The organism is Fodinicola acaciae (assembly GCF_010993745.1).
In the GTDB taxonomy this organism is placed as follows: domain Bacteria; phylum Actinomycetota; class Actinomycetes; order Mycobacteriales; family HKI-0501; genus Fodinicola; species Fodinicola acaciae.
The window spans coordinates 531055-557589 of the sequence record NZ_WOTN01000004.1; the positions used below are offsets into that span (position 1 = coordinate 531055).

A 26535-nucleotide genomic window follows, 5' to 3' on the forward strand; every position below is an offset into this window, starting at 1 on the left:
GCAACCAACAGAGGTTAACAGGCGGGTCCGCCGGCAGGTCAGCCGGCCTGGCCGGTCAGTGAGTGGCGACGCGCGCGAGCTTGCGGCCGCGCAGCACGGTCCGCACGGCGGCCGAACCGACGCCGGCGATCACCACGGAGGCGACCAGCACCAGCAGGGTCAGCGGACCCGGCGCGTCGCTGTTCGGCCGGCCGACCGCGGTCGGGTCGGACTGCGTGTTGCCAGGAGCCGTGCCGGCCTGCGACGGCGTGCCGGTGCCGTCGTTGACGCCGGCCGGCAGGCCCGGGTCGGCGTTCTGGTTGTGCTGGCTGTTGGGCGTGTTGGTCAGGCCCGGAGGCAGCAGCGCCGGTGGCTGGCCGTGGTTGGGGACGGCGCCGTTGGGCAGGCTTGGCGCCTGTACGCCGCCGCCGGAGGAGGATCCGCCGCCTGGCGTGCTGCTGCCGCCACCCGGCTTGCTCGGCTCCGGCGTGGGGCTGTCGCTCGGCTTGGCCTTCGGCGTGACCGTCACCGTGGACTTGGTGGTGACGTTGACCAAGCCGCTGGCCGCGTTCATCGTGTACGACTGCTGCTCGGACGACTGGCCGAAGCTGAAGGTTACGGTCTTGCCCGGCGAGATCGTCTTCTTCTGATCGCCGATGCTCACCGTGACCGGGCCATTGAGCAGGCCGCCGGCGTTGTTCTTGACGGTCAGGTCGCCGCCGGACGGGACGGTGAACGTCGGCTGGCTGAACGACAGGTCGCAGGCCACCACGATCAGGCAGCTGCCGTTGACCGTGGCGTCGGCATCGGCCGCCTGCGCGGGTGCGGCGCCGAGCAGCAGAGCGCCGGCACCGAGCAAACCGGCGGTCGCCGTTGCGACGGCGCGCCGCGTCACGAACCGGGACAGCTTGGACGACTTCTTCGTCATCGACACGCTGTTCTCTCCCATTCCGACAGACCTGCGAAAACCAACGACTGAACGTACCGGATGGTAACGGGTCCGGGAAACCGATCATGCACCGCGCACCGGCAAAAATGCTTGCCGGGCAGGAGATTTTTCGGAGTTTTCCCGACTTGTACGGTTCATCACCGGCGGCCAATCGCGTCCTTTCGGACATGGTACGCCGTCGGCCGGCCGGAGGCGGCCAGCGGCCGAGTGTCGGACCGAGCCTCTAGGCTGCCGGCATGGAACTTCCGCCTATCGGCGCGCACGTCGGCCCGGAGGACCCGCTCGGCGAAGCGGCGGCCCGGAAGGCCGACGCGGTCCAGTTCTTCCTGTCCGATCCGCAGGGCTGGAAAAAGCCCGAACCGCGCGCGGACTTCGACGCGCTGCGCGGCACGGACCTGAAGGTCTTCATCCACGCGCCATACATGATCAATCTGGCCAGCACCAACAACCGGCTGCGGATCCCGTCCAGGAGCCTGGTCGCCGACCACGCGAAGGCGGCCGCCGAGATCGGCGCCGCCGGCCTGATCGTGCACGGCGGCCACGTCACCAAGAAGGACGACCCGGCGGTCGGCGTGCAGAACTGGAAGAAGGCCTTCGAGAAGGCCGCCGAGCAGGGCGGCTATCCGCTGCCGATCCTGATCGAGAACACCGCCGGCGGCGACAACGCGATGGCCCGCCGGTTCGACCGGCTGGCGATGCTGTGGGACGCCATCGGCGAGTACGAGCCGGGTTTCTGCCTGGACACCTGCCACGCGTTCGCCGGCGGTGAGGACCTGGACGGCGTGGTCGACCGGGTGAAGGCGATCACCGGCCGGATCGACCTGGTGCACGCCAACGGCTCGAAGGACCCGTTCGACTCCGGCCGTGACCGGCACGAGAACTTCGCCGCCGGGACGATCGAGGCGCAGGCGATCGCCGCGGTCGTACGCGCCGCCGGCGCGCCGGTGATCTGCGAGACCCCTGGTGGGGTGGAGGGTCAGGCAGCCGACATCGCCTACCTGCGCGACCACCTGATCTCCGGATGAGGCTCGGCCGGCTGGGCCAGGAGTTGCTGCTGGTCAGCCTCGGCGCGCTGGTCGTCTCCGGGCTGATGAACTGGCCGGCGCTCGCCGACCCCGCGCACACCATCCCTGCCGACCTCGGTGACCCACTGCTGCAGAGCTGGCAGGTGTCGTGGGACGCGCACGCGCTGCTCACCGATCCACTGCACTTCTGGGACTCCAACACGTTCTATCCGGAGCGGTTGACCCTGGCCTATTCGGACGCGTTGGTCGGCTACACGCCGGTCGGACTGCTCGGCAGCGGCGCGGCGGCCACGCTGGTGCACTACAACATCCTGTTCTGGCTGACCTTCGCGCTTGGCTCGGTCGGCGCATACGCGCTGGCCCGCCAACTCGGCTCGCGGGTGCCCGGCGCGCTGGTCGCCGGCCTCGCCTTCGCGTACGCGCCGTGGAAGCTCGGCCAGGCCGGCCACCTGCACGTGCTGTCCAGCGGCGGCATCCCGCTCGCGCTGGCGATGCTGGCGCGGGGCTACGGCTACACGCTCCGCGGCGGCTACCAGCCGGACCGGGTCAGGCCCGGCTGGATCGTGGCCGGCTGGCTGGTCGCCGCCTGGCAGGTGATGCTCGGTTTCAGCATCGGCCTGCCGTTCGCGTACGTGCTGCTGGTCGCCTGCCTGGTCGCGGTCGTGTGGTGGCTGGTCAAGCGGCCGCCGCTGCCGAAGTCGTTGATCTTCTGCACCCTCGGTGGCGGCTTGGTCTTCGCCGCCGTCGGCGCCATGATGGCGCGGCCCTATCTGCAGGTCGCCACGCAGTATCCGCAGGCCAAGCGGTCGGTCGCCGACCTTCAGCTGTTCTCGCCACCGCCGTGGGGTTTCGTCACCGCGCCCGAGACCTCGACGTTCTGGGGTCCGGCCACCAAGTCACTCGGCAGCACGCTGACCGCGCCGGCGGAGATGGCTCTGTTTCCCGGCCTCGTGTTGATCGTCCTGGCGTTGCTCGGCGCCGGCTACAGCGTCTGGTCGGGCCGCCAACGCGCGTGGCTCGGGGTTGGCGTCCTGGTCAGCGTGGTGCTGTGCATGGGGACGACGGTCTTCGGCGGCCGGTTCACCTATCTGCCGTTGCTGGCGCTGCCGGGTTGGGACGGCCTGCGTACGCCCGGCCGGCTGATCCTGTGGACGACCCTGCTGCTCGGCCTGCTGGCGGCCGGCTTCCTCACGCACGTGCAGGACCGGTTGGAGGCGCGCGCGCCACGGCCCGGCTCCGACCTGAGCTGGCGTGCGCTGGCTCTGCTGTTGCCGGCGCTGCTGGTGCTCGGCGAAGGCGCCAACACGCTGGCTCACCCGTCGCCGGAGCCGCCCCCGGCCGCCCTGGCCAACGCGGCCAGTCCGGTGCTGGTGCTGCCGAGCGACTCCTGGTGGGACAGCCGCACGATGTGGTGGACCACCAACGGATTCCCCCAGGTGGCCAACGGCTCGTCCGGCTTCACGCCGCCCTCGACCGACGCGATCCGGAAGGTGGCGCAGAGCTTCCCGGACAGGGCCAGCGTCGCCCACCTGCGCCAGGCCGGCATCCGTACGGTGATCCTGATGCCCGACAGCACCTACGGCACGCCGTGGGAACACGCCGCCGAGAAACCCGTGAACGGCCTCGGCGTCACCCGCGAGGTCGACGGCCGGGCGGTCATCTATCAGATCGGTCGCGGCTGAAGGCTCTCGTCGTAGGCGTCCGGGTCGTCGTTGAGGACGCCGCCGTCCGGGTCGGGATGTCGTGATGTGCGTACGGCATCCCGCCACGGCTCGTAGATCTCCAACACCACCAGGCCACACAGCAACAGCACACTGGCCCAGCGCGCCACCGAAGCCAGGACGAACAGCGACTCCGGCATGGCCGTCTTGCCGTTCGAGGCGCGGATCAGCGTCTGGTAGAAGGCCAGGAAATAGCCGAACTCACTGAGCTGCCAGATCAGGAACGCACCCCACTTGGGCCGGGCCAGCACCAGCAGCGGGATCAGCCACAGCACGTACTGCTGCGACCAGACCTTGCCGGTCAGCAGGAAGCCGGCCACCACCAGAAACGCCAGCTGGGTGAGCCGCGGCGGCACCGGGGCGGTGAATATCAGTGCGGCGACGCCGATGCACCAGAGCGCGAAGAGCGCACCGGTGACCAGGTTGAGCGTGCTCACGTCGTTGGCGAGCCCGCTCAGCGGCCCGCTGCCCGGCCCGGTCAGGTTGGCCCCGACATACCAGAAGGTGCCCCAGTCGACCGCGCGCTGCGAGGAGAACCGATAGAACTGGCTCCACGCCGGCACGCCGGCGAGCACCACGACCGGCAGGTTGACCACGACCCAGGCCGTCACCGCGGCTCCGGCCGTGCTCAGGAACGGCATGATCTGCCGGCGTCTGAGGCAGAGCAGGAACAGCGGCCCGAGGATGAACAGCGGATAGAACTTGGCCGCCGCGGCCAGTCCGAGCAGCACACCGGCCCAGGCCGGATGTCGTTTCGCCCAGGCATAGAGCGCCAGCGTGCACAGCGCGATCGCCAGCATGTCCCAGTTGACGAAGGCGGTGAACACCATGGCCGGTGCGGCCGCCAGCATCGCCGCGTCGAACGGCCGGTGCTGCCGCATCCGTACGACGGCCCACACCGCGAGCACCGCGAGCACCGTCAGCAGCAGCACGTTGACCTGGTAGAAGAGCGAAAACTCCGGCACGCCGGGGACCAGCGCGGCAACCAGCCAGACCGGCAGCGCGGCGATCAGCATCATCGCGCCGGTGAGCACCGGATATTCGACATACTGCAGCGGGTCGGACGGGTCGTCGGTGCGCTTCTCGACGTACGGGATGCGGCGCTTGTCCAGGCCTTCGGCGCCGTACAAGGCGAGCACGTCGGTGTAGCAGGCCCGCGTGTACTGGTTGTTGTTGACCCAGCGGCCGTCGGCGCACGGCTCCTTCTGCAGCCACGACAGCGCGAGCACGCCGAGGGTGATGGCGAGTACGACGCGCATCGGCGTCCAGAAGCGTGCCGGGTTGCCGGCCGAGGATCCGGCGTGCCGGCCGAGCGGCCCGCCGATCAGCTGCGACAACCCTCTGACGAAGCCGTCCGTACGCGACGGAGCGTCCGTCGCCGGCTCCGGCTCGAGCTCGTCGGCGGGCACGGTCTGCGTGTCGTCACTCACGTCTTAGTTCTCCCACAGCTGGTGCCACGGACATGAAACGGCCCCTCTCGCCAGTCGCGAGAGGGGCCTTTCTCATTGCCCAGGGCCACCCGTGAAGATGCCCCCGCCTCTTGTCGGGGTGGGATGCGGATTGCCGCCGGTCCCTCCGGTGGTGCCGCCGGTGCCGCCGTCCACGTTGCCGTCCACACCACCGTCGACCCCGCCGGATGGCGATGGCGACACGCTGCCGCTCGGGTTGGGACTCGGCGCCAGGTGGCCGTTGCCGGCGGTGTCGTCACCGAGGAACTTCGGGTCGGGGAACGACTTGGACTCGTCACCCTTGAGTGCGCCGTTCATCGTGGCCTGCCAGATCAGGTACGGCAGGCCGGAACCATAGATGATCGAGCCGCTGGAGTTCTTGATCGGGCCATCGTTCTTGCTGTGGCCGATCCACACCGCGGTGGCCAGCTGCGGCGTGTAGCCACACATCCACGCGTGCGCGTTCTGGTCGGTGTTCTGGTATTGCGCGGTTCCGGTCTTACCAGCCGCCTTACGGTCGTCCAGACCACCGTGGCGCGCGGTGTCGACGACCGTCTGCATCGCGTACGTGGCATCCGCCGCCACGTCCGGGCTGAACGCCAGGTTGGTCTTCGGCGAGGCCTGGTAGACCGCGCCGCCGTCCGGCCGCTTCACGTTCTGCACGAAGTACGGCTCGGCGTGGGTGCCGTTGGCCGCGAAGGTCGCGAAGCCGTCGGCCTGGTCGAGCACCGAGATGCTGTACTGACCCAGCGCCGTGGACCGGATGTTGGGCTGGTTGAACTGGTCGATCGGGGTGTAGCGCTGGATCTGGCGGATGCCGGACTGGCCGGCGCGCTCGATGACCTTCTTCGCTCCGACCTTCGCGACCAGCGCGTAGAAGGTGGTGTTCAACGACAGCGTGGTCGCCTTGATCAGCGTGCAGTTGCCGCACGACTCGCCGTCGGAGTTCTTCACCGGCTTGGTCTCGTTGGGGAACATCTGGTTGTCCGAGCCGTTCCACACCGACTTGATGCTGATCCCCTGGCTGATCGCCTCGGCCAGCGCGTACGCCTTGAACGACGAGCCGGGTGGGTGTTCGGCCGCGGCCAGGTCGAAGCCGGTCCGGCCACCTTCGCCGCCGTAGTAGGCCTTGATCTTTCCGGTGCCGGGCTCCACCGAGGCCAGCGCGGTGGCCAGCTCCTTCGGTTGGTCGGACAGCACGTCCCGCTGCGCACGGACCGCCGCGTCCTGCGCCTTCTTGTTGATGGTCGTGACGATCTGGTAGCCGCCGGTCTCCAGCTGCTCGTTGCTGATGCCGTGTGTCTGGAGCTCCGCCTCGACACGCTTGACGATGATGCCGGACCAGCCGCTCAGGCCGGTCGAAGCGCCGTAGGACTCCTTGCGCGGCAGCGTCTTCGGATATTGCGTGGCGTCGCGCTCGGCCTTGGTGATCTTGCCCAGGTCGACGAGACCGTTCATGACGTAGTCCCAGCGCTTCTTCGCCGCCTGCGGATGCAGGCCGGGGTCGTACGCGCCGTTCGGTGACTTCACCAGGCCGGCCAGCACCGCACCCTGTGCGTAGGTCAACTGGCTGGCGTGCACGCCGAAGAACGACTGCGCGGCCGCCTCGATGCCGTACGACCCCCGGCCGAAGGCAATCGTGTTCAGGTAGAACTCCATGATCTGGTCTTTGGAGTATTTCTGGTCGGCCTTGGTGGCCAGCACGATTTCCTTGAGCTTGCGGGTGACCGTCTGCTCGCTGCTCAGATACGCGTTCTTGACGTACTGCTGCGTGATGGTCGAGCCACCCTGCACGTCGCCGCCGGTGATCGTCGACCAGACCGCGCGCAGGATGCCGGTCGGCGAGATGCCGCTGTTCTCGTAGAAGCTGTGGTCCTCGGCCGACACCATGGCGAACTGCATCTGCTTGGAGATCTTGGTGATCGGCACGTCCGTACGGTTTTCGCTGCCGATGCGCGCGAGGACGGTCTTGCCGTCGTCGTAGTAGATGGTCGAGATCTGCGCGCGGGGCACGTCCGCCGGCAGCGGCACCTGGACGGCCGCGTATCCGGCGCCGACGCCACCGAACAGCAGCAGAAGGACGACAAAGCCGGAAATCAGCGCGATCTTGCGCTTTCGGCCTTTCTTCCCCTTTTTCTTGCCACCGGCACCACTGCCGCCACGGCCGTTGCCGCCGGGACGGCCCGGCCCGTTCGGGGCACCGGGGCCAGCGGGGCCACCCGGGCTGCCATGCCGAGCGCGGTCACCGCGACCCGGCGGCGTCGCACGGCCCTGCAGGCCGGTGGAGTCGCCGCTGACCGGCCGGGCCGAGCCGACTCTGGCCGAGCCGCTCACCGGCCGCGCCGAACCGCTGGCCGAACCGACGCTGGCCGAGCCGCTCACGGGTCGGGCCGAACCGCTCACCGGGCGGGCCGAACCACGGGTCGGCGTGCCGCCGGAGGTGCCGAGGTTGCCGCTCCGGCTGCTGCTGCCGCGGACCGGCCGGTCGGCCGGTGGCGGCGGGACGCTGGCAGATCCGCCGTAGGTCGAGGACCGACGGCTCCGGGTCGGGTCGGGTGAGGACCCGTACGGGCCGCCGACGCTGGCGGATCCGCGGCTGGGCTTCGGGGAGTCCATTGCCCCACGATGCGACAGGAGGGCTCCAATCTCCAAACCGCCGGCTCGTCACCGGTCGGATCCGGCCCGCTGATGGCCGGGGGAGCTAGCCGTCTCTCCCTGCGCGGCGCACCTTTGCGCGGGTGGACTTCTCGTCCGACTGCCCGAGGCCATCCCGGCCGAGGGTGAACTTCACCACGAGATGATTCCAGAAACAGCCGCGGCAGACCTCTACAACGTACACATCGAAGCAATCATAGGTCGTCGCCAGTGTCGCCAACTCCGCGGAGGGACGTGCCTGACCTGCGGAAGTGCGCAGCTCGTCGCCGTAGATGTAGTTGACGTGCCAGAGGTTCTCGCGCCGGCAGACCGGACAGTGCGTCTCGGTCATTTCGCCGTGATATTTCGCGGCGCGCACCAAATACGGCGAAGCGTCACAGACCTCGCTGGTGCCGACACGGCCGGAGTAGACCTCGCGCAGCAGGGCACGCCGCTGCAGCGCGTAGTCGACAACCAGTCGCCGAGTCCTCACGCGAGCGAGACTACGCCGCGGATGCCGGCTTCGTCCGGTGATCAAATTCTCAGTGCCGGTAACGGTCGTACGGCCGGTGTGGCGGCGTTCCGGCAGGCAGAACTGGGTGCTGACGGTGCGAAGATGACCGATGTATCGTTTCGGCACATCGAAAGATCCCCGCACCACCACGACCGGCCTCGGAGAGGGACGCAGATGGGATCCGTACGCGTGGCGATTGTCGGTGTCGGCAACTGTGCCTCGTCGCTGGTGCAGGGGGTGCGTTTCTATCGCGAGGCGCGGCCGGACACCCGGGTGCCGGGACTCATGCACGTCGTCTTCGGCGACTATCACGTGCGGGACGTGGAGTTCGTCGCCGCTTTCGACGTGGACGCCAAGAAGGTCGGCCACGACCTGGCCGATGCGATCGTCTCCAGCGAGAACAACACGATCACGATCGCCGACGTGCCGCCGACCGGTGTGACCGTACAGCGCGGACACACCTTCGACGGACTGGGAAAGTACTACCAACAAACCATTACCGAGTCCGACGACGAACCGGTGGACATTGTCGCCGCATTGCGCAAAAGCGGCGCGGACGTGCTGGTTTCGTATCTGCCGGTCGGATCGGAGCAGGCCGACCGGTTCTACGCACAATGCGCACTGGACGCCGGTGTCGCGTTTGTCAACGCGCTGCCGGTTTTCATCGCCTCCGACCCGGAATGGGCGGCCAGGTTCACCGCGGCCGGTGTGCCGATCGTCGGCGACGACATCAAGTCACAGGTCGGCGCGACCATCACCCATCGCGTGCTGGCCAAGCTTTTCGAGGACCGCGGCGTGATCCTGGACCGTACGATGCAGCTCAACGTCGGCGGCAACATGGACTTCCTGAACATGTTGGAGCGGGAACGGCTGGAGTCCAAGAAAATCTCCAAGACCCAGTCGGTCACCTCGCAGCTGTCGCACGACCTCGGCGCCGGCAACGTCCACATTGGACCGTCGGACTACGTGCAGTGGCTGGACGACCGGAAATGGGCCTACGTGCGGCTGGAGGGCCGCGCTTTCGGTGACGTGCCACTGAATCTGGAATACAAGCTCGAGGTGTGGGACTCGCCGAACTCGGCCGGCATCATCATCGACGCCATCCGGGCCGCGAAAATCGCCAAGGACCGCGGCATCGGCGGGCCGATCCTGTCGGCCTCGAGCTATTTCATGAAATCGCCACCGGAGCAGTATTCCGACTCCGAAGCACGTGACGCGGTGGAGAAGTTCATCCGCGGCGAGATCGACCGCTAGCCGGGCATGCCGGTGCTGACCGCACCGGCGAAACGCTCGGCCAGTGCGCAGGAGTCCTTTTCCGACGACTCCGGGAAAATCGCGGTCACCACCGCGGTGCCGTACGAGGTCGGCCACTGGACCTGGCAGCCGTTGTCATAGCCGTCCAACCCCCGCCGTTCGGTCGCGTCGGACACGCCGGCGACGGATACGCTGGTGAAACCGTCCGTCGCCGGCGCGTGGTCCTGATATTCCACCGCCAGACCGGCCTTGTCCTCGGACTCCCCGTCCGGATAGGCGGTCCAACCGCACAGCCGCCAGCCGGACCCGCTGTCGGATTTCAGGTATGTCATGTCGAAATCGTCCACCGTGGAGGTGTCGGGCACGTCGCACGGTGACTTCAGGTCGGCCAGCGACGTCGACGGACTGTCGGTTGGCTCCGGTTCGTCGGTGGTCGGGGTCGACGTTGGCTCTCCGGTCGTGCGAGACGATCCAGCGGACGCGTATCGGTAGGTCACCGCCGCGGTGCCGACCACCAGGACGACGGCGAGTACGGCCAGGACGGCCACGGCGCCAATGCCGACGGCCCACCAGGTGGCGGCCCTGACCGGCGCGCCGGAGCTCGGGAGCGTCGACACGGGTGTCGCGCTCGGTGTCACCGCCAGCCGGTCGGCCACGGCGGCAGCGGCCGGACGCCGGGCCGGATCCTCGTCGAGACAGTCGGAGATCAGCTGCCGCAGCGCCGGGTCGGTGACCCCGTCCAGGCCGGCTCCGGGACCCCGGCCGGTCACGGCGAAGAAGAGCACCGCACCCAGCGCGTACATGTCGTCGGCAGCGGTCGCGCTCTGCCCTTTGCGGAGCTGCGGACTCAGGAAGCTCGTGTGGCCGGTGATGGCCGCCGCATACCTGAGCGACGCCGGGCTCGATGCCTTCTGGACAGCCGCGTCGGCCAGCACCGGCCCGCCGGCGGCGACGCGTACGGTCGACGGCGTCAGTCCTCCGTGGACAACACCAGTCCGATGCAGGTCCGCCAACGCGCCGGCCAGTGGCACGGCCCAGGCGCGTACGACCGCGGCCGGCCGCGGACCCTCGGTCGCGATCACCCTGGCGAGCGACGGTCCCGGCGGGTCGGCATCGGGTTGCGGCTGTGGCACTGGCGGAAACACGGGCGGCGGTGCCGGCTTGCCGTGCCGGATCGCGTACGCGGCCCGTCGAAGGCGGGTTTCCGCGTCCGCCGGCAGCGCGACTGCGCCTTCTCTGCGATACCAACGGGTCAGCGCGAGGTCGATCTGCAGCCGGTGCAGCCGGGCCAACCTCCGGTAGGCGTCCCAGCCGGCGCGGATGAGCGTGCGGAGCCGGATCTGCTTGCGCCTGGACGGACTGCCGAGGCTGGCCAGCTCGTCCGGGAAAACCGCACGGTCCTCGTCCTCGGCCGCCGCTTCGGCAGCCAGCTCAGCGGCCACCGTACGCGTCTCGCGGCGGTTGCCGACGATCGCCAGCGTCGCCACCAACACCAGTGCCGGGCCCTTGAAGACCAGCAGTGTCAGCGGAATGGCGACGAACAGGTACAGAGCCGGAATGTCCGGCGTCCACAGCAGGTCGAAGGCGACGGCGGTGTTCCAGATCAGGTGAGCCGTGACCGCCGCGACCAGGCCACCCAGCGTGCAGCAGATCCTGGCCGACACACTTCGCTGCTGGCTCGCCAGTCCGATGCCGGCACCGGTCAGGGCGGTGTAGCTGGCGTGACCGAGGGCCAACCCGGCGCTGAGCCGGTACCAGTACTGGTAGAGCATCGTGTCCAGGCCACCGTGCATGTATCCGAGCGCCTCGGCGGACTGAAATCCCAGGCCGACGACCGTGCCGATGACCAACCCGGCGACCATGCCGTGCAGCCGTCGCGGAAACACGGTCATGAGGATCAGGACACCGCAGCCCTTGCAGAATTCCTCCACGATCGCGGGGCTGAGGGTTCGGCCGATGATCGCGGGAAGGTCCACGACGTCGAGAACGTCCGCGAAAACGGTCTCGACCAAGAGCGCGATGCTGGTGGCGACAACGGCGCCCCACACCAACGCCAACAACACCAGCCACCAGGCCGGAGGCCGGTTGGTGCGGATCCGGCGGCAGGCCCATAGCCCGGCGGCGACGGTCGGCAGTGACAGCGCATAGCCCGCCGGCGATCCGGCCACGTCCAACAGCCACACGACTCCCAGCAACAGCACGGTGATCCCGCCACCGACCGCGGCCGCGATGGCGAGGCTGCGATAACGCGTACGCGCGTCTTTGACGACGAACTGCGAGATCCCGGCCGTGGCCAGGACGCCGATCGTCACGAGCCCGACAAGGAACAGGATCGCCACGAAGACCCGCGCGATGCCACCGCCTTTGCCGCCGGCCAGGACACCGACGCCGGCCACCACCAACGAGGTCGCCATCAGGAAAGCAACACCGGCGACCGCTGCGGCCAACCCTCGTCGGGAGTAGGCGACCGAACCACTCACGGCCACCGGCTCAGGTCTGGTGGTCATTTCTGGTTGTCACAGCGCCGCTGGATGTCGTCAACCGCGGCAACGAAATCCGGCCACCACGGCTCGCGTGTCGCCGCGTCGTCCTGCGCGATCGCCCCCCGCGTCACGGCGGCGAAGAAACGTGCCATCAACCGGTCGAACGCGGACCGGCTCACCAGGACACCATCCCACGGCATGTACAACTCGACGCCGGTGAACGGCACCTCATCGGGGTCGCGCTCGTCGGTGTCGTACGCGAACCCCGCGTCATCGAAGTCAGCGCCGGCCTGTCGGCGTACGCCCTCGAGGAAATAGCGCAACTTCGACCAGTGCTGAAGGGAAAGGAAATCTGTCACGACGGTGGCCGCCGGCGGCCCGGTCACCGCGCAGAAAAGGCGTGCCGGCCGCGTACGGACCGGCTCGCAGGCGATCGCGTCGAGGACGCTGTCCGGAAGGGAGGTCGTCATGTCAGAAGTCCACGAAGATCGTCTTGATCAGAAACTCCCTGATGTAGCCACTGCCGTCGAGTCCACCGGCGGCGCCGGTGAAGGGACCGCCGGCGGCCTCTTTCGGCATGTTCTTGCTTCTGATGGACTCGTCGGCGATGTGGTTGAACCTGTCCTGCCAGGCATCGGTGTCGGCAGCCAACCCATCGATGACCGTCTTCTGGCTTGCCAGGCCGTCTTTCAGTTGGGGTTGTCCGCTCGCGTCCACGACGAATGATCCGTCGCTGTTCCTCTTGAACAGTTTGTATTCGTACCGCACCACACCGGGCACGGACGGATGTGCCACGGTGTTCACGATCTGCCCTCGTCCGTTGAGCACGGCCTGGAACGTCGCCATGTCATGGCACCCTTTGATCTTGCCTTTCTGAATTCCGTCGTTGGTCAACAGATGACTCATGGTGTCAGCCGTGACGCCTTCGTACCTGGTGAAGAATTCGGGCCCGTAGTGCTTCAGCACGTCCCCGCCGAACTTCGCCGCCAACGATCTCAGTCTGTCCGCGCCAAGTTGTCGCAGGAGGTTCGTGACCTCGGCGCCGCTCATGTGGTCGAGCAGCGCATTCGCGGCGTCGGCACCGAGCTGTTGTACGACGACGTTGGCGCCGGCCGGCGCGAAAGCTCCGTGCTGCGGCGGGTCGAAGTTCGGCAGCTGAAGCCCGCTCAGCGCGCGAATGAGTGGTATCGCGACGGCGACTGCCAGCGCGCCACCGCCGGCGATGACGGCCACCGCCGCGATGCCGACGGCAGGCAGTGCGCCGTAGCAGGTGGTGACGTGGTCGGCGACGCCGCCGCAGTCGTCCGACAACCCGGCAAGGAAAGTCGCCGACACGAAACTCCTCTCAGCCCGGTGGTTTCCGGCTCGACTGCCTCACCAGCAGCACGATTCCGACGACGATCGCGGCTACGACGATGAGGCAGCACACCAGTCCGCCGACGATCGCCAGCCAACCGATCCAGTCGTCGTTGGCGCCTTCCGCGCTGACCAAAGTCACGTCTCCATCGGCTCGGTCGAACTCCGGACGTTAGCCGGAGCCGATGAAATTTCGATGTATTCGACGAAGGTCAGCGGCGACCCAGCTGCCGCAGCCCTTCGATGGCAAGAGTGCGGGCCCGGCGCTCGTGCCACCTGCCGGCCCCGGTGAGCGCCAGTACGCGCTCGAACTGCTGCCTCGCCGCCGTGCGGCGATCCGCTGCCAGGTGGACCGAGCCGAGCCGGACACGGGTCTCGAACTCGAGCTCGACACTGGTCTGGTCGGTGACGGCGGACAACGCGCGCTCGTGCAGCGCGGTCGCGGCATCGAGGTTGCCGAGCAGCTCCTCCGCGGACCCGAGCCGGGTGAGCAGAAAGGCCCGCAGCTGGAAGTCGCCGGTCTCCTCCGCGCGTACGACCGCGTCGCGCAGCATCGCCGCCGCTTCGGCGCATTGGCCGAGCTCGACCAGCAGGTCGCCGAGATGGCAGGCGAGCGAGCCGGACAGCCAATGGTCGGCGACCTTGTCCACCAGCGGCGCGGCCGACCTGAAGTAGTCCATCGCGGCCGGCAGGTCGCGGCTGCGATGGTGGACGACGCCGAGCTGGTACGTCGCGCTGGCGGCCAGCCAGTCGTCGTCCAGCCGGGTCGCCAACCGGACGACCTCGGCCAGGTGGACGGTCGCTGAGGCGAACTGTCCGAGGTACATCTCGGCCTCGCCGAGGCCGCGCCGCGCCCGCGCCTGGTCACGCAGGTCGTCGGTGCGGCGGCTGGTCTCCAACGCCTCCCGCAGGATCACCTGCGCGCGGTCGAAATGTCCCTGCATGCTCAGCACGTCACCGAGCGCGATCCGCAGCGAGGACGCCGCCGGACCGTCGGCAAGCGGCAACGCGGCTCCTACGACCTGGTAGAACTCCTGATAGCGGCCGCGCCGGGTCAGATAGCTGGCCAGCTCTTCGGCGAGCTGGCAGGCCTGGTCGGCGAGCCCGGCGCCGGCGGCGCCGGCAACAACGTCGACGATTTCGCCGGACGCGGCGTCAAGCCAGGCCACCGCCTCGTCCCGGTCGCTGAACACCGGTTCCGCCGGAAAGCTCGCGCGGCCACGGTCGCTGGCTTGCCGCGCGGCCGAGACGTACAGCCGGAGCACTCCGGCCAGCGCTTTCGAGGCCGGCGTCGGCTCCTCGGCGGCAAGTTGCCGCGCGTACGCCGCGACCAGGTCGTGCATCCTATAGCGGCCGGCGGCCGGTTGCTGGAGCAGGCTCGTCTCCACCAGGCTCTCGAGCAGTTGTTCGGCGCGAGCGGGCGAGCAGTCGAGCATGGCGGCCAGTGCCAGAGGATCGGCCTCGGTCGTCGGTGACACGCCGAGCACCCGGAACGCCTCGCGAGTGGCAGCCGGCAACTGGTCGTACGACAGCCGGAAACTGGTTTGGACACTGCGATCCTCGGTGGTCAGCTCGACCAGCCGGCGGTCGTCGTCGGCCAGCCGGTCGGCCAACTGCCGCGGCGTCCACGGACGGGTCTGCAGCCGCGCGCCGGCGATACGCAGGGCCAGCGGGAGCCGGCCACACAGCCGAGCCACCTCTCGGACGGCCCCGCGCTCACCGCCGGCACGTTCGGCGCCGGCGATGCCGGCGAGGAGCCGAGTGGCGTCGTCCAGGGTCAGCGGACGAAGGGTGACCCGGTCATCGACGTCCAGTCCACCGAGCAGCCGGCGGCTGGTCACCAGCGCACGGCTCTCCGGACCGGCCGGCAGCAACGGACGCACTTGCGTGGCGCTGGCCGCGTCATCGAGCACCACGAGCAGCCGCCGATCCGCCGTGGCCGACCGCCAGGCCGCGATCAGGTCATCGAGGTCCTCGGTCTCCTCCCACTGCCCATCAAGGCCCCGCAACAGCTGCCGCAATGCGCGCTGTGGCTCGAGGCCCCTCGCATGGCCACGCAGGTTGATGAACAAGCAGCCGTCCGGATAACGGTCGACCATCCGCCACGCGGCGCGTACGACCAGCGCGGTCTTGCCGACGCCGGCCATGCCCGACACCGCGACGACCCGCGCGCGGGCAGCGGTCAGCCGGGCCAGCTCGCGGTCGCGGCCGACCAGTTCGCGTACGTCGGCAGGCAGCTGGCGCGGCGCCGCGGCGGCCGGCCGCCGGCCGGGTCCGAAACCGGCGGCCAGGTCGTCGTCGCGGCACACCGCTTCGTACAGCCGGAGCAGCTCCTTGCCCGGACCGGCACCCATCTCCCGCGACAGCCGGTCACGGGTCCGCTCGTACGCTGACAACGCGTCGGCTTTCCAGCCACCAGCGTAGAAAGCGCGGATCAGCAGTGCCGCCAGCCGCTCGCTGCAGGGCTGCGCCGCGGTCAGTTCGGAGAGCTCGCCGGCCACCTGGTCATGTCGGCCCAGCCGCAGCATGCACTCGTACTTTTCCTGCCACAGAGCCATTCTGCGTTCGGTCAGCCGCTGCCGCTGGCCATCGGCGTACGGGCCGGGCAGTCCAGCCAGCGGCTCGCCTCGATAGAGCTCCAAGGCGCGCGACGCGGCGGTCGCGGCGGAGGCCAGCTCGCCGGCCTGTCGCAGCCGGACCGCCTCGCCGGCCATTTCCTCCAGCCGCGCGGTGTCCACCCGCAGCTCACCGGCAAACCGATAGCCGGCGCCGTCGGTGACGATGTGCCGGTCCACGCCGCTCGACCCCAGCACCTTTCGCAGCCGGTAGACGTATCCGGCGACATCCGGATCGCCACCCGGCGGCAGCTCCGGTCCCCACACTCCGTCGATCAGCTCACGCTTGCCGACCGTCACGCCAGGGCGGAGTGCGAGCGCGAGCAGCACGGCCTGTTGGCGGGCGCCAGCCAGCGCGACCCGGTCGTCACCGGCCCACACCTGGACCGGACCGAGCACGTCACACCGCAACATGGCTGGATTTTGGCATCACCACGCCAGTTTCAGACCAGGCGGCGATAGCCGTCGGCCGTACGCTCGACGGTCACGTGAAACGGCGTGGTCCACTCGTCGCGGCGGTGCGGCCACCAGCGTTCGATGACCACCGAGGTGACCGGTCCGATCTCCTCGGCCGGCAGTGCCAGCGGGTCGACGTAGGCGACGTCGGTGATCTCCTCCGGCACACGGGTCACCGGATCGACCGACGGATCGGTGGCCTCGGCGACGAAGAAGGCGCCGAGGCTGTTGCGTCGCCGGTGCGGGCGTACGAGCAGATAGCTGCACACCAGGACACCGGCGCTGACCGGCACGCCGGCTTCTTCGTCGACCTCGCGGGCCGCTGTCCGCTCGAGCGGCTCGCCGGGTTCCTGGCCGCCACCGGGACATTCCCATCGCTCGCCGCTGGCGCGGCACTGCCGGACCAGCAGCAGCCGGTCGCCGGCCGGCGTACGGCCACGGCGTACGACCAGGCCGCTGGCCACCATCAGGGTCCGCCACTGCGATTCGTCCACGGTGGCGCATGCTGCCATACCGGAGAGCCGCGTGTCCGATCACTCTCGCGGCGAAATCGGATGGATGCGTCGCTCGCCTACGCTGAGGCACATGCCGACCTCCGTCGCCGATCTCACCGCCGTGCTGCGGCGAGGGGATTTCCGGCGGTTGATGACCACCAGGTTCGCCACCCAGGTCGCCGACGGTGTCTTCCAGGCCAGCCTGGCCGGCTCGGTGCTGTTCAATCCCGACCGGCAGGCCGATCCACTGAAGGTGGCGCTCGGTTTCGCCGTGCTGCTGCTGCCGTACTCGCTGGTCGGCCCTTTCGCCGGTGTGCTGATCGACCGGTTTCGCCGGCGCGACATCCTGATCGTCTCGAGCCTGGTCCGTACGGTCCTGATGCCGGTGGTCGCGGTGACGGTGTGGTTCGGTGACCAGGGGATGCCGTTTTTCCTCACCGCGCTGGTCATTCTGAGCGTCAACCGGTTCATGCTGGCGGCGCTGTCGGCCGGCCTGCCGCACGTCAGCGAGCCGGACCGGCTGGTCACCGCCAACGCCGTGTCGACCACCGGCGGCACGCTTTTCTACGCGCTCGGCGGTGGTCTGGGGATCCTGCTGAACCACTTCGTCGGCAAGGGCGACCACGGCTATGCCGTCGTAGCCGCGCTGGCGCTGATCGGTTGCCTGGTGTCGGCGCTCATCGCGCGCGGTTTCGCCCCGGACCACCTCGGTCCGGACGCGCACGAGCGAGCGCGCCGCGACACGTTGTGGGGTGTGGCGAAGGGGATGGTCGCCGGACTCCGGCACGTCAGCCGCCGGCGCAGCACCGGCTATCTGCTGATGGCGATCACCGGCCATCGCGTGCTGTTTGGCGTACTGACGATCCTGACGTTGTTGTTGTGTCGCAACTATTTCCGCAGTGGTCTCGGCGGTGTGGCCATCGTCGGTGTCGCTATCGCGGCCGGCGCGTTCATCGCCGCCGTGATCACGCCGTGGGCCACCCGGCGGATGGCGCCGCGTACGTGGGTGACGCTGCTGCTGTTGGCGGCGGCGCTGGCCGAGCTGGCCGGTGGCCTGCCGTTCCATCCGGCCGGCACGGTCGCCGGCGGTCTGCTGGTCGGCCTGGCCGGTCAGGGGATCAAGATCGTCACCGACACGTCCGTGCAGGTGGAGTGCGAGGACGACTTTCGTGGCCGCGTGTTCAGCGTCTACGACACGCTGTTCAACGCCTCGATGGTCGCCGGCCTGCTGATCGGCGCGGTGGTGCTGCCGGTCACCGGCAAGTCGTATCCGGTGCTGGTCACGGTGGCGCTCGGCTATGCGGCGATCGGCGGCGGCTACAGCCTGCTGGCGGCGCACTGGCAGCGGCCGGTCACCCGGCCCGAGACCGGTTAGGCGCCATCGGACCAACCGGAGTCGCGTCGGAAATACCTGCTACAGCGCGAAACTGTCGTACCCACCTGCCACATTTGGCCCCCACCCGGTTTCGGGTGGGGGGTGGGTTCGTGCGGAAACTTACATAAGTAGAAAAGTCGATCTAGGACTCGAGCGCGGCACGGCGCTTGCGGCGACGGCGTACGACCACGAAGATCAACAGCGCCACGCCGGCGACCGCGGCGACCGGGATCAGCCGCTGGACGACCGGGCCACCGGCGGTGCCGAGCAGGTCGATCGGCTCCGCGGCCGGCTCGTCGTCGTAGTAATGCGAGTGGGTCGACGGAGCGCCGGCGGCACCGGTCGCCGGACCGGCGGAGGAGCCGGTGGCGGTCTCGGCCGCGGCGGCGTCCGGCTTGGCGGCCGGTCCGGAGTCCTCGGCGAGCCGGCTGGACAGCGACTCGACGAACTGGCCGAGCAGCTTGTCGCTCACATCCTTGATCAGCCCGCGGCCAAACTGCGCCGGCCGGCCGGTGACGTTGAGGTCGGTGACCGACTTGGCGACGGTGTTCGACCCGTCGGCGGACAGCGTGACGCTGATGGTCGCGGCGGCGGTGCCATTGCCTTTGCTGTCCTTGCCAGACGCCTTGATGACGGCTTTGTGCGCGGCCTCGTCGATCTCGACGAACTCGCCGGTGCCCTTGTACAGCAGCGAAATCGGGCCCAGCTTCACCTTGACGTTGCCGGCGAAGGACTTGCCGTCGACCTCGGTCAGCGTCGCGCCAGGCATGCACGGCGCGACCCGGGCCGGGTCGGTGAGGGCTTTCCACACCACGTCTATCGGCGCCGGTACGGCGAACTCGTGTTCCAGTTCCATGTCAGAACCTCCGCTCTTTGCTCCACCCTAGACATGACCGTGGGCCCGCGCGCAGTGCGACGGGCCCACGAGTCGTCCGGACCTAACGCGCCGCCGCGGCGGCGACGGCCCTGCCGGTCAGCACCCGGGCGAGGTGCTGCCGGTATTCGGCGTCGGCGTTGCTGTCCGACCCCGGTGAGGTGCCGTCGGCGGCATGCTCGGCGGCCGACCGGATCGCCTCGGCGGTGGCCGGCTGGCCGACCAGCGCCTGCTCGACGGCAGTGGCACGCACCGGCGTGGACGCCATGTTGGTCAGGCCGACGCGCGCTTCGGCGATGGTGTCGCCGTCGACGCGTACGGCCGCACCGACCGCCACGATCGACCAGGCCTGCGCGACCCGGTTGAACTTCTCATAGTGCGCACCCCAGCCGGTGAGCTTCGGTACGCGCACCTCGACCAGGATCTCGCCGTCGTCCAACGCGGTGGTGAAGAAGTCGACGAAGAAGTCCGCCGCCGACACCGTACGCCGGCCGTTCGGTCCGGCGATCACCATCTGGGCGTCCAATGCCAGCGCGGGCGCCAAAAGGTCGCCGGCGGGGTCGGCATGTGCCAGCGCACCACCGAAAGTGCCGCGGTGGCGCACCTGCGCGTCGGCCACCGTCGCCGTCGCGGCGCCGATCAGCCGAGCGTGCTCGGCGATCAGCGAACTGCGATCCACCTCGTAGTGCGTCGTCATCGCGCCGATCACCAGCGCGTCGCCGTCCTCGCGGATGCCACGCATTTCCTCGACTTTTCCGAGGTCGACGATCGTCGTCGGTGCGGCGAGCCGCATCCGCAGCACCGGCAGCAGGCTCTGCCCGCCGCCGAGCACCTTGGCGTCCTCGCCGGCCGCCGCCAGCGCCTGCACCGCCTCGTCCACAGTGGACGGTGCGACGTATTCGAATGCCGCCGGAATCACTGCGCGCCTCCACTCGCGTCGATCGAACCCAGGCCGCCACCGGCCTCCGAGCCAACACCACCGGCGCCTGACTGTCCACTGTGGACAGCCGACCAGACCCGCATCGGCGTCAGCGGCATCTCGATGTCGGACACGCCGAAATGGCGTACGGCGTCGAGCACCGAGTTGACCACCGCCGGCGTCGAGGCGATGGTGCCGGCCTCGCCGACTCCCTTGACTCCCAACGGATTCGTGGTCGCCGGAGTCTCGGTGCGGTCGGTGTCAAACGACGGTAGGTCGGCCGCTGACGGCACGAGATAGTCGGCCAGCGTGCCGGTCGTCAACGTGCCGTTCTCGTCGTATGCGGCGCCCTCGTACAACGCCTGCGCGATGCCCTGCGCCAGGCCGCCGTGCACCTGGCCCTCGACGATCAGCGGGTTGATGACGTTGCCGATGTCGTCGACGCAGACATACTTGCGGATCGTCACCCGGCCGGTCTCGGTGTCCACCTCGGTCGCGCAGAAATGCGTGCCGTGTGGGAAGGAGAAGTTTTCCGGGTCGAAGGTGGCGTCCGAGTCCAGCGACGGCTCCATGCCTTCGGGGAAGTTGTGCGACGTGAAGGTCGCGAACGCGACGTCCTGGATGGTGACGCCCGCATCGGTGCCACGTACGGAAAAACGCGGCGCCTTGAACTCGATGTCGTCCTCTGACGCCTCGAGCAGATGCGCGGCGACACGTTTCGCTTTGGCGACAACCTTTTCGCAGGCCTTCACCAGCGCGATGCCACCCACCGGCAGCGACCGCGAGCCGTACGTGTCCAGGCCCTTAGGCGACGACTGCGTGTCACCGTGCAAAACCTCGACATCCTCGAAGGCCACACCGAGCTGGTCGGCGGCGATCTGGCTCCACGCCGTCTCGTGGCCCTGGCCGTGCGGCGACGAACCGGTCACCACCTCGACCTTGCCGGTCGCGAGCATCCGTACGCTCGCGTGTTCCCAGCCGCCGGCACCGGCGCCGAGCGCGCCGAGCAACCGGGACGGCGCCAGGCCGCACATCTCGGTGAACGTGGAGATGCCGATGCCGAGCTGGACGGGATCGTTTTCCTCGCGACGGCGCCGCTGCTCGGCACGCAGGCCGTCGTAGTCGAACAGTTCCTTGGCCTTCGCGGTGGCCGCCTCGTAGTTACCCGAGTCGTAGGTCAGGCCGCCGGCGTTGGTGAAGGGAAACTCCTCGTGCTTGATCCAGTTCTGCTCGCGCAGCTCCAGCGGCTCACGCCCCAGCTCGACCGCGAGCTCGTCGATGATCCGCTCGACCGCGAAGGTCGCCTCCGGCCGGCCGGCGCCGCGGTAGGCGTCCGTCGGCGTCTTGTTGGTCATCACGTCCGTACAGGTGAACATGTACGCCGGGAACTTGTAGATGGCCGGGAAGATGAAGCAGCCGAACACCGGCACCGCCGGCGTGAACAGGCCGAAGTAGGCGCCCATGTCGGCGATCAGCTCGGCCTTCAGCGCCTTGAAGGTGCCGTCGCGGCCGGCCACGATCGTGATGTCCTGGATCTGGTCGCGGCCGTGGTGCCCGGACACCAGTGACTCCGAACGGGTCTCGGTCCACTTCACCGGCTTGTTCAGCCGGCGCGCCACCAGGACGGTGAGGATCTCCTCCGGCGTGAGCTGCAGCTTGCCGCCGAAACCGCCACCCACGTCCGGCGCGATCACCCGCAGCTTGCTCTCGGACAGGCCGAGGGTCACCGCCATCATCGTGCGTACGACGTGCGGCACCTGGGTCGACGACCAGACGGTCAGCTGTTCACCGGTCGGGTCGACGGCCACCGACCGCGGCTCCATGAACGCGGGGATCAGCCGCTGCTGGCGGAAGCGCCGCTTGACGATGATCTGGTCGGGGTCGTTCTCGGCGGCGGCGATGGCCTCGTCGGCGTTCGCGCCACTGCCGGCCGCGGCCGCGTCGAACGGGAAGAAGGCCCACTTGTTGCTCGCCATGTCGGCGTGCACCTTGGGTGAGCCCTCGGCGAGCGCGGCCTCCATGTCGAGAACAGGCTCTCGCGGGTCGTAGTCGACCTCGACCGCGTCGGCCGCGTCGCGAGCGGCCACGGCCGAACGCGCGACCACGATCGCCACGATCTCACCGGCGAACCGTACGGTGTCGGTCGCGATCGACACGTGCCGCGGGGGCGTGTCGTCGGCGTTGATCGGCCAGGCGCACGGCAGTGCCGACTGCTCCTCGTCCAGGTCCGCACCGGTGTAGACGGCGACCACGCCTGGCATCTGCTTGGCCGCGCTCGTGTCGATGCCGGTGATGCCGGCGCTCGCGTACGGGCTGCGGACCATCGCGATGTGCTGCATGCCGGGCAGCACGATGTTGTCGGTCCAGCGCGTACGGCCGGTGATCAGCCGCGCGTCCTCCTTGCGCGTACGCGCCTTGCCGACCTCTCCCACGACGGCGGTCATGACTGCGCTCCCGCCTCGGCCGGAGCGTCGGCCGGCTGCTCGGCCGAGCCGCGCATCTTGCCGGCGGCGTCCTGCACCGCGCGCACGATGTTCTGGTAGCCGGTGCACCGGCAGAGGTTGCCCTCCAGGCCGTGCCGTACGGCTTCCTCGGACGGGTCGGGGTTCTCCTTCAGCAGGTCGACCGACTGCATGATCATGCCCGGCGTGCAATAGCCGCACTGCAGGGCGTGGTTGTCGTGGAAGGCCTGCTGCACCGGATGCAGCTGGCCGTCCTTGGCGAGTCCTTCGATCGTGGTGACGTCGGCGCCGTCGGCCTGGACGGCGAGCACCGAGCAGGACTTGACGCTCTGACCGTTGAAGTGGACGGTGCAGGCGCCGCAGTTGCTGGTGTCGCAACCGATCACGGTCCCGGTCTTGCCGAGTTGTTCCCGCAGATAGTGCACGAGCAGCGTGCGGGGTTCGACGTCGTCGGTGTAACTGGTGCCGTCCACTGTGACGGTAATGCGCATTCCGGCCTCCAGTGCTGGCTTCGTTCCCCGCCTGCCGGACGGGTTGTCGGACACGGCCAGCCGGCCACCCGCGGACGGGTGATCCGGCTCACCTGCGAAGCCTGCTCCTGACGTACCGGTCAGACAAGTGCTGAAGATCGGCAAGCAACCGAGACTTCCGCACTTGCGCCGCGATCCCCGTCGATGTTGCCGCGCCTGCGGTGAAGAACCGGTCAGTTGGAGAGGTAGCGCGAACGTTGCAGTCAGCTGTGGATGGGGCCGCTCACGTCGGCCAGCCGGCGGCCCTGGCCACCCCACTGCAGCGCGATCATCTCGGCGGCGATGGACACCGCGGTCTCCTCCGGCGTACGCGCACCGAGGTCCAGGCCGATGGGGGAGGCGAGCCGCTCAAGCTCCTCCTCGGTCAGACCCGCCTCACGCAGCCGCTTGAGCCGATCGTCATGCGTACGCCGTGACCCCATCGCGCCGACGTAGGCGAGGTCGAGCCGGAGCGCGATCTCCAGCACGGGCACGTCGAACTTCGGGTCGTGTGTCAGCACGGCCACGACCGTGCGGTTGTCGACCCGGCCGGCCTCCGACTCCTTCCTCAGATATCGGTGCGGCCAGTCGACAATCACCTCGTCGGCGTCCGGGAAGCGCGTCTGCGTCGCGAAAATCGGACGCGCGTCGCACACCGTCACGCGATAGCCGAGAAAAGACCCGAGCCGCGCCATCGCCGACGCGAAGTCGATCGCGCCGAAGACCAGCATTCGAGGCGGTGGCTCAAAAGAGTTCACGAACACCGACATGCCTTCGCCGCGCCGCTGTCCGTCCGGACCGTACTGCAGCGAGCCGGTGCGGCCGGAGTTGAGCATGCCGCGTACGTCGTCGGTGATCGCCGCGTCGGCGCGCTCCGACCCGACGCTGCCGGCGACACGGTCCGGCCAGACCACCAGCCGGCGGCCGAGCCACTCCGGGTTGTCGTGTTTCACCACGGTCGCGACCGCCACCGGCTCCTCGGTGCGCACGGATTCGACGACCCGCTCCAGCTCCGGAAAGCCGTCGCGGTCGATCTTTTCCACGTACACGTCGAGAATCCCGCCGCAGGTCAGTCCGACCGCGAACGCGTCGTCGTCGGACACGCCATAGCGCTGCAACACCGGCCGGCCATCGTCGAGGACCTCGTTGGCCAGCTCGTAGACCGCGCCTTCCACGCAACCGCCGGAAACGCTGCCGCTGGCCGCCCCGTCGGTGCCGACCAACATCGCGGCACCGGCCGGCCGCGGCGCCGAGCGGAACGTGGACACCACCGTGCCGAGGCCGACCGACTCGCCGGCCGACCAGCGCCGATAGAGCTCGTCCAGGACGTCACGCATGGGAAACCTCCGTCCGCGCGGACAGCTGCGGATCGCGCACATGGGACCACAGCCGCCGCAGCGTCGCCAGACTGTGTCCAGCCAACAAGACGTCAACAAAGGGAAGCGCTGCGGCAATTCCCGACTGTACGGGTGCGTAGCCGGCGCGACCGGCGTGCGGGTTGACCCACAACACCGCCTTGGCCAACCGGCGCAGCCGCGCCATCTGCTCGCCGAGCAGGTCGGCCTCGCCGCGTTCCCAGCCGTCGGAGAAGACCACGACGATCGCCTGCCGCGCGATGCCGCGCTGACCCCAGCGATCCAGAAACGCGCGCAAGGTCTCGCCGAGCCGCGTGCCGCCGTGGAAGTCCGGCACCGCGCGACCGGCCGCGGCCAGCGCCTCCTCCGGATCGCGCAGCCGCAGCTGCCGGCTCACTCGGGTCAGACGCGTGCCGACGGTGAAGACCTCGGTGCTCGGGCCACGGCGTACGACCGCGTGCGCGAACCGCAGCAACGCGTCCGCGTACGGACTCATCGATCCGGAAACATCGATGAGCAGGACGACACGGCGCGGACGGTCGGCCGGACGTACGTGCCGGAGCCGCGCCGGCTCGCCACCGGTCGCCAGCATCGCGCGTACGGTCCGATGGCCGTCCAGCCGGCCGCGCCGCGCCGGCCTGGCCCGCAACGCCGTACGCCGCGGCGGGTCGAGCTTGAGCAGCGTCATCAGCTGGCGCAGGTGGTCGCGCTCGGCCACCGTCAGGTCGGCGATGTCGCGATGGTGCAACACCTCGATGTCGCTTGCGAAAACCCGCAGCTCCTCGTCGTCGGAGCTCTCCACACCTGGCTGACCGTCCGGCGGCGACACCAGCGCGGCCATCTTGCTGCGCTGCGGCTGCGGCATCACCGGCCGCTCCGAGCCACTCACGCTGATCCGCTGGCCGAACCAGGCGGTGAAAGCCGCGTCGTATCTGGCCAGGTCGTCCGGCTCGCTGCAGAGCGTCAGCCGGCCGGCCCAATAGAGCTCGACCGGCGACGACACGTCGAGTTGCTCGACGGCCGCCGCGTACGCCTGGACGCGCTGCGGGTCGCAGGCCAAGCCGGCGTGCCGGAGCGTACGAGCGAAGCCGACCAGCCCGCTGAGCGGGTCGGCCATCATGACGCCAACAACGCGGCCAACCCGGCGTTTTGCGCGCGGTCGGCGTCCTCGCGATATTTGAGCACGGCGCCGAGTGTCACCGCGGCGGTCTCCGCGTCCAGCTCGGTCTTGCCCAGCGCCAGCAACGCCTCGGCCCAGTCGAGCGACTCGGCCACGCCCGGCGGCTTGAGCAGCTCCATCTCGCGCAGCCGGCGCACGGCCATCGCGACCTGCTCGGCCAGCCGGCCACCGATGCCGGGAAGGCGGCTGCGCAGGATCGCCACCTCGCGGCCCAGGTCGGGATGCTCCAGCCAGTGGTAGAGGCAGCGTCGCTTGAGCGCGTCATGCACCTCACGCGTGCGGTTGGAGGTGAGGACGGCCAGCGGCGGCGCCTCCGCGCGGATCTCGCCGAGCTCGGGCACGCTCACCGCGTGCTCGGACAGCACCTCCAGGAGAAAGGCCTCGAACTCGTCGTCTGCGCGGTCCACCTCGTCGACCAGCAGCACACACGGCGACTCCTGCAGGGCCCGCAGCAGCGGCCGCGCCAGCAGGAAGCGCTCCGTATATAGAGAGGCCTCGGCGGCGTCCGCGTCGAGCTTGCCGTCGGACGCGGCTTCCAGCGCGCGCAGGTGGAGCAGCTGGCGCGGGAAATCCCAGTCGTACAACGCCTGGCTCGCGTCGATGCCTTCGTGGCACTGCAGCCGGATCAGCGGCACGTCCAGGACCTGCGCGAGCGCCTGCGCCAGCGACGTCTTGCCGGTGCCTGGCTCACCCTCGCAGAACAGCGGACGGTGCATCCGCAGCGCGAGAAAGCCGGCGGTCGCGATGCCGTCGTCGGCCAGATAGCCGGTCTTCTCCAGCGCCGCGGCCAGCTCGGCCGGCGTGGTCGGCCGGCTCGGCAGCTGGTCCCAAGAGGCAGTCATGCCTTCGAGCCTACGGCGCGGACCACGGACCCACCGCTGTCCGAGCGGCCGGGACTTCGCCTGGCCGCCGCAAGGTGGCAATCGGACAGAC

21 protein-coding genes are annotated in these 26535 nt (G+C 69.2%); 4 read left to right on the plus strand and 17 right to left on the minus strand.

Annotated features, from left to right (window positions below; translation table 11 throughout):
- Window positions 1–55: 55 nt before the first annotated feature.
- Window positions 56–928: a hypothetical protein gene (locus tag GNX95_RS37965; protein ID WP_163512619.1), complete on the minus strand. Its 873-nt coding sequence runs from the start codon at window positions 926–928 to the stop codon at window positions 56–58.
- A 236-nt stretch (window positions 929–1164) separates the two neighbouring features.
- Here GNX95_RS37965 and GNX95_RS37970 point away from each other — a divergent pair, with 236 nt between their 5' ends.
- Both GNX95_RS37970 and GNX95_RS37975 read left to right on the plus strand, forming a co-directional pair.
- The gene (locus GNX95_RS37970) at window positions 1165–1953 is read left to right on the plus strand and encodes a deoxyribonuclease IV (RefSeq protein ID WP_163512620.1); all 789 of its coding nucleotides are present in this window, start codon (window positions 1165–1167) and stop codon (window positions 1951–1953) included.
- Window positions 1950–3635, plus strand: coding sequence for a hypothetical protein (locus GNX95_RS37975; RefSeq protein ID WP_163512621.1), 1686 nt, complete (start codon window positions 1950–1952; stop codon window positions 3633–3635). The genes GNX95_RS37970 and GNX95_RS37975 overlap by 4 nt, the downstream gene beginning before the upstream one ends.
- Here the strand turns inward: GNX95_RS37975 and GNX95_RS37980 are convergent.
- The 3 genes from GNX95_RS37980 to GNX95_RS37990 form a co-directional block, all read right to left on the minus strand.
- Window positions 3617–5104, minus strand: coding sequence for a glycosyltransferase family 87 protein (locus tag GNX95_RS37980; protein WP_222854250.1), 1488 nt, complete (start codon window positions 5102–5104; stop codon window positions 3617–3619). The genes GNX95_RS37975 and GNX95_RS37980 overlap by 19 nt on opposite strands.
- Before the next feature lie 72 nt (window positions 5105–5176).
- The gene (locus tag GNX95_RS37985; protein ID WP_163512622.1) at window positions 5177–7738 is read right to left on the minus strand and encodes a transglycosylase domain-containing protein; all 2562 of its coding nucleotides are present in this window, start codon (window positions 7736–7738) and stop codon (window positions 5177–5179) included.
- A gap of 85 nt (window positions 7739–7823) precedes the next feature.
- On the minus strand, window positions 7824–8249 hold the full coding sequence (locus tag GNX95_RS37990; RefSeq protein WP_163512623.1) for a DUF5318 family protein: 426 nt from the start codon (window positions 8247–8249) through the stop codon (window positions 7824–7826).
- 195 nt (window positions 8250–8444) lie between these two features.
- On the opposite strand from GNX95_RS37990, the gene GNX95_RS37995 reads away from it, so the two are divergent.
- Window positions 8445–9524 (plus strand): inositol-3-phosphate synthase, encoded by a 1080-nt coding sequence (locus tag GNX95_RS37995; protein ID WP_163512624.1) that lies wholly within the window; start codon window positions 8445–8447, stop codon window positions 9522–9524.
- Here the strand turns inward: GNX95_RS37995 and GNX95_RS38000 are convergent.
- The 6 genes from GNX95_RS38000 to GNX95_RS38025 all read right to left on the minus strand — a co-directional run bounded on the left by GNX95_RS38000 (window position 9521) and on the right by GNX95_RS38025 (window position 16928).
- On the minus strand, window positions 9521–11938 hold the full coding sequence (locus GNX95_RS38000; protein WP_163512625.1) for a PrsW family glutamic-type intramembrane protease: 2418 nt from the start codon (window positions 11936–11938) through the stop codon (window positions 9521–9523). The genes GNX95_RS37995 and GNX95_RS38000 overlap by 4 nt on opposite strands.
- 89 nt (window positions 11939–12027) lie before the next feature.
- Window positions 12028–12477, minus strand: a complete 450-nt coding sequence (locus GNX95_RS38005) for a hypothetical protein (RefSeq protein ID WP_163512626.1) — start codon at window positions 12475–12477, stop codon at window positions 12028–12030.
- A gap of 1 nt (window position 12478) precedes the next feature.
- Window positions 12479–13342 (minus strand): hypothetical protein, encoded by an 864-nt coding sequence (locus tag GNX95_RS38010; protein WP_163512627.1) that lies wholly within the window; start codon window positions 13340–13342, stop codon window positions 12479–12481.
- A gap of 10 nt (window positions 13343–13352) precedes the next feature.
- Window positions 13353–13505, minus strand: coding sequence for a hypothetical protein (locus GNX95_RS38015; RefSeq protein WP_163512628.1), 153 nt, complete (start codon window positions 13503–13505; stop codon window positions 13353–13355).
- 70 nt (window positions 13506–13575) lie between these two features.
- On the minus strand, window positions 13576–16392 hold the full coding sequence (locus tag GNX95_RS38020) for an AfsR/SARP family transcriptional regulator (protein WP_163512629.1): 2817 nt from the start codon (window positions 16390–16392) through the stop codon (window positions 13576–13578).
- 29 nt (window positions 16393–16421) lie between these two features.
- Window positions 16422–16928, minus strand: coding sequence for an NUDIX hydrolase (locus GNX95_RS38025; protein WP_222854251.1), 507 nt, complete (start codon window positions 16926–16928; stop codon window positions 16422–16424).
- A 91-nt stretch (window positions 16929–17019) separates the two neighbouring features.
- Here GNX95_RS38025 and GNX95_RS38030 point away from each other — a divergent pair, with 91 nt between their 5' ends.
- Complete coding sequence (locus GNX95_RS38030; protein WP_163512630.1) at window positions 17020–18303, plus strand: MFS transporter; 1284 nt, start codon at window positions 17020–17022, stop codon at window positions 18301–18303.
- 142 nt (window positions 18304–18445) lie between these two features.
- Here the strand turns inward: GNX95_RS38030 and GNX95_RS38035 are convergent, their stop codons facing one another.
- The 7 genes from GNX95_RS38035 to GNX95_RS38065 all read right to left on the minus strand — a co-directional run bounded on the left by GNX95_RS38035 (window position 18446) and on the right by GNX95_RS38065 (window position 26444).
- The gene (locus GNX95_RS38035; RefSeq protein WP_163512631.1) at window positions 18446–19159 is read right to left on the minus strand and encodes an SRPBCC family protein; all 714 of its coding nucleotides are present in this window, start codon (window positions 19157–19159) and stop codon (window positions 18446–18448) included.
- Between the two features lie 82 nt (window positions 19160–19241).
- Complete coding sequence (locus tag GNX95_RS38040) at window positions 19242–20096, minus strand: FAD binding domain-containing protein (RefSeq protein WP_163512632.1); 855 nt, start codon at window positions 20094–20096, stop codon at window positions 19242–19244.
- Window positions 20093–22540, minus strand: coding sequence for a xanthine dehydrogenase family protein molybdopterin-binding subunit (locus GNX95_RS38045; RefSeq protein WP_163512633.1), 2448 nt, complete (start codon window positions 22538–22540; stop codon window positions 20093–20095). The genes GNX95_RS38040 and GNX95_RS38045 overlap by 4 nt, the downstream gene beginning before the upstream one ends.
- Window positions 22537–23049, minus strand: coding sequence for a (2Fe-2S)-binding protein (locus GNX95_RS38050; protein WP_163512634.1), 513 nt, complete (start codon window positions 23047–23049; stop codon window positions 22537–22539). The genes GNX95_RS38045 and GNX95_RS38050 overlap by 4 nt, the downstream gene beginning before the upstream one ends.
- A gap of 242 nt (window positions 23050–23291) precedes the next feature.
- On the minus strand, window positions 23292–24404 hold the full coding sequence (locus GNX95_RS38055) for an XdhC family protein (protein WP_163512635.1): 1113 nt from the start codon (window positions 24402–24404) through the stop codon (window positions 23292–23294).
- A complete protein-coding gene (locus tag GNX95_RS38060) occupies window positions 24397–25539 on the minus strand; it encodes a vWA domain-containing protein (protein WP_163513795.1) in 1143 nt (380 codons plus the stop codon). Before GNX95_RS38060 ends, GNX95_RS38055 begins: the two co-directional genes overlap by 8 nt.
- Window positions 25539–26444, minus strand: a complete 906-nt coding sequence (locus tag GNX95_RS38065; RefSeq protein WP_163512636.1) for an AAA family ATPase — start codon at window positions 26442–26444, stop codon at window positions 25539–25541. The genes GNX95_RS38060 and GNX95_RS38065 overlap by 1 nt, the downstream gene beginning before the upstream one ends.
- Window positions 26445–26535: the final 91 nt, after the last annotated feature.